This window comes from Deferribacterota bacterium (assembly GCA_034189185.1).
Taxonomy (GTDB): Bacteria; Chrysiogenota; Deferribacteres; order Deferribacterales; family UBA228; genus UBA228.
In genome coordinates this window covers 1-2266 of record JAXHVM010000234.1, presented here as the reverse complement: position 1 = coordinate 2266, position 2266 = coordinate 1, and the positions used below count along the sequence as shown (strand labels likewise).

At 26.1% G+C, this 2266-nt stretch carries 3 protein-coding genes; 2 read left to right on the top strand and 1 reads right to left on the bottom strand.

What is annotated here, in order from left to right; all coding sequences use genetic code 11:
• Positions 1-18: 18 nt before the first annotated feature.
• The gene (locus SVN78_10340; GenBank protein MDY6822005.1) at positions 19-315 is read left to right on the top strand and encodes a hypothetical protein; all 297 of its coding nucleotides are present in this window, start codon (positions 19-21) and stop codon (positions 313-315) included.
• 68 nt (positions 316-383) lie between these two features.
• Here the strand turns inward: SVN78_10340 and SVN78_10335 are convergent, their stop codons facing one another.
• Positions 384-1466 (bottom strand): D-alanine--D-alanine ligase family protein, encoded by a 1083-nt coding sequence (locus SVN78_10335; GenBank protein ID MDY6822004.1) that lies wholly within the window; start codon positions 1464-1466, stop codon positions 384-386.
• Positions 1467-1488: 22 nt separating this feature from the next.
• On the opposite strand from SVN78_10335, the gene SVN78_10330 reads away from it, so the two are divergent.
• Positions 1489-2266 (top strand): NFACT family protein (locus SVN78_10330; protein ID MDY6822003.1); only part of this gene is annotated, 778 nt, incomplete at its 3' end.

Genomic DNA, 2266 nt, shown 5'->3' with positions numbered 1-2266 from the left:
AATAATATTTTATAAATTATGGATAATTATTATATAATTTTAAGCACCTCAGTTATTATAGCTTTTGTTCATACAATTTTAGGCCCTGATCACTACATACCTTTTGTTGCTTTATCTAAGTCTATGAGTTGGAGTTTAAGAAAAACCCTTTTAATTACAATTATTTGTGGTATTGGGCATGTTTTAAGCTCTGTTTTGCTTGGTATTTTAGGTATAATGTTTGGTGAGAATCTTCTTAGATTAGTTGATATAGAGTCAAAAAGAGGTGAATTAGCTGCGCTTTTATTGTTAATTTTTAGTTTTACCTATTTTTAGCATTTCGTTATTAACAAAATATACTCATGCTATTGCAGGGTTTGTTATTTTTATCTGTGGTTTTCTAATCAAATTTTTAAATCTCTAGATTTTTTTAAAGCAATGTTTATGAGTCTATCAATTAATTGTTGGTAGTTTATACCCTCTTCCTCCATTAATAGTGGAAACATACTATGGGTTGTAAACCCTGGTATTGTATTAATTTCATTTATAAATATTTGGTTTTCTTCATCAAGAAACATATCAATCCTAGCATAGTCTTTACAATATAATATTCTGTATGCTTTTAAGGCATCTTTTTTTATCACATCCACTATTTTTTCATCAATTTTCGCAGGAACTATGAGTTTAGTCCCCTTTTCATCTAAATATTTTGCTTCATATGAATAAAATGTTTTATTTGTTTTAATCTCCCCTGGTTTTGATATAATTAGCTCATCTTCTTTGTTTCCTATGATTGCAATTTCAATCTCGCGTCCTTTAATTGCCTCTTCAATTATGATAGTGTTATCAAATTTTAGGGCTATCTCTATAGCGTTTATTAGTTCTTCATATTTGTTGACCTTGCTTATACCTATTGATGAGCCTAAACTAGATGGTTTTACAAATACCGGAAACTTTAATTTTTCAGGAACTTTTTCACAAATTTCCTCAAGTGAGTCTTCTAAGCTATTGAATTTAAGGAAGTTTGCCACTTTTAATTTAGCAGCTTTTAATAATTCTTTTGATACTATTTTGTTCATACATATAGATGATGATAAAACCCCTGAGCCTATATATGGACAGTTAACTGTCTCTAAATAGCCTTGTATTGTTCCATCTTCACCAAAAGGTCCATGGAGAACCGGAAAAGCAATATCTATATGTGTTATTATATTATTTTCTTTTAAATCATAAATTACACATTTGTTATTTCTGTTTTTTAAAAGTGTTACATTTAGATTTTTATCAGAAAAGCATAATTTATCATATGAAAGATTGGAGATATCTCTATCAATTAAAAAGAAGTTTCCTTCTTTATCTATCCATAGAGGCAATAGATTGTACTTTTTTTTATCATATCTAAGAATAATATTTTTTGCAGATTCTATTGATACCTCATGTTCTGCTGATTTACCTCCAAATATTAGTAAAAGATTTAATTTTTTCATAATTTTAATATAATTATCATTAATGGATGGTTTAACTGTATATAAAATTTCTAAAATTTTAAAGCAAAATATTATAAATTATAGTATTAAAACAATAGGGGTAGTTAATAATAATGTTCAGGTAGTATTTTACAAGCATCCTATTTATAATTCATTGCATATATTATTAAACCCACAATTAGTAGCTATATATGTTGATAATGTTTTCAATAGTGAAAATAATAAATTTAAGTTTCTAAATAATACATGTATAAAAGATGTTAATTGTAGTGATTTTGAAAGGGTTATATTTATTGATCTTTTTAAATATAGATCAAGCGGTAGAAAGATTATGTATAAATTAGTTTTTGAGTTTTTTTCAAAATACCCAAACTTTTATATATTAGATGAGGAAGATAAGATTATTTATATGTTAAATAATCACTATTTGGATAAGAGTCGTAAAATTGAGTTAGGCGAATATTATGTAAACGTAAAGTCAAATAAAAGTAAATCTTTGAGAAGTGACAATTTTTATGATTTTAAAAAGATGAAGGGCTTTTATAGTGTTACTGCACTGCATGCCTTAGAGTTAGTTAATAATATAGGTTTTGATAAGGCAAAAGAAAACATTATTAACTCATTAGAGAATGATTATTTTTACATTGATTTAGATGACAGATTAATACCTTTTGAACCGATTGATTATAAAAAAGCTATTACTTTTGAAGAATTAGAAAATTACTATAAGGAAAAAGTTGATAAGAAGCTTTTACATGATCAAAAAAAGAAGCTATTAAGCTTTTTTGATAGACAGGAGA

Coding starts and splice junctions, on each gene's coding strand:
- SVN78_10335 (MDY6822004.1), bottom strand. CDS start 1,466: ATGAAAAAATTAAATCTTTTACTAATATTTGGAGGTAAATCAGCAGAA.
- SVN78_10340 (MDY6822005.1), top strand. CDS start 19: ATGGATAATTATTATATAATTTTAAGCACCTCAGTTATTATAGCTTTT.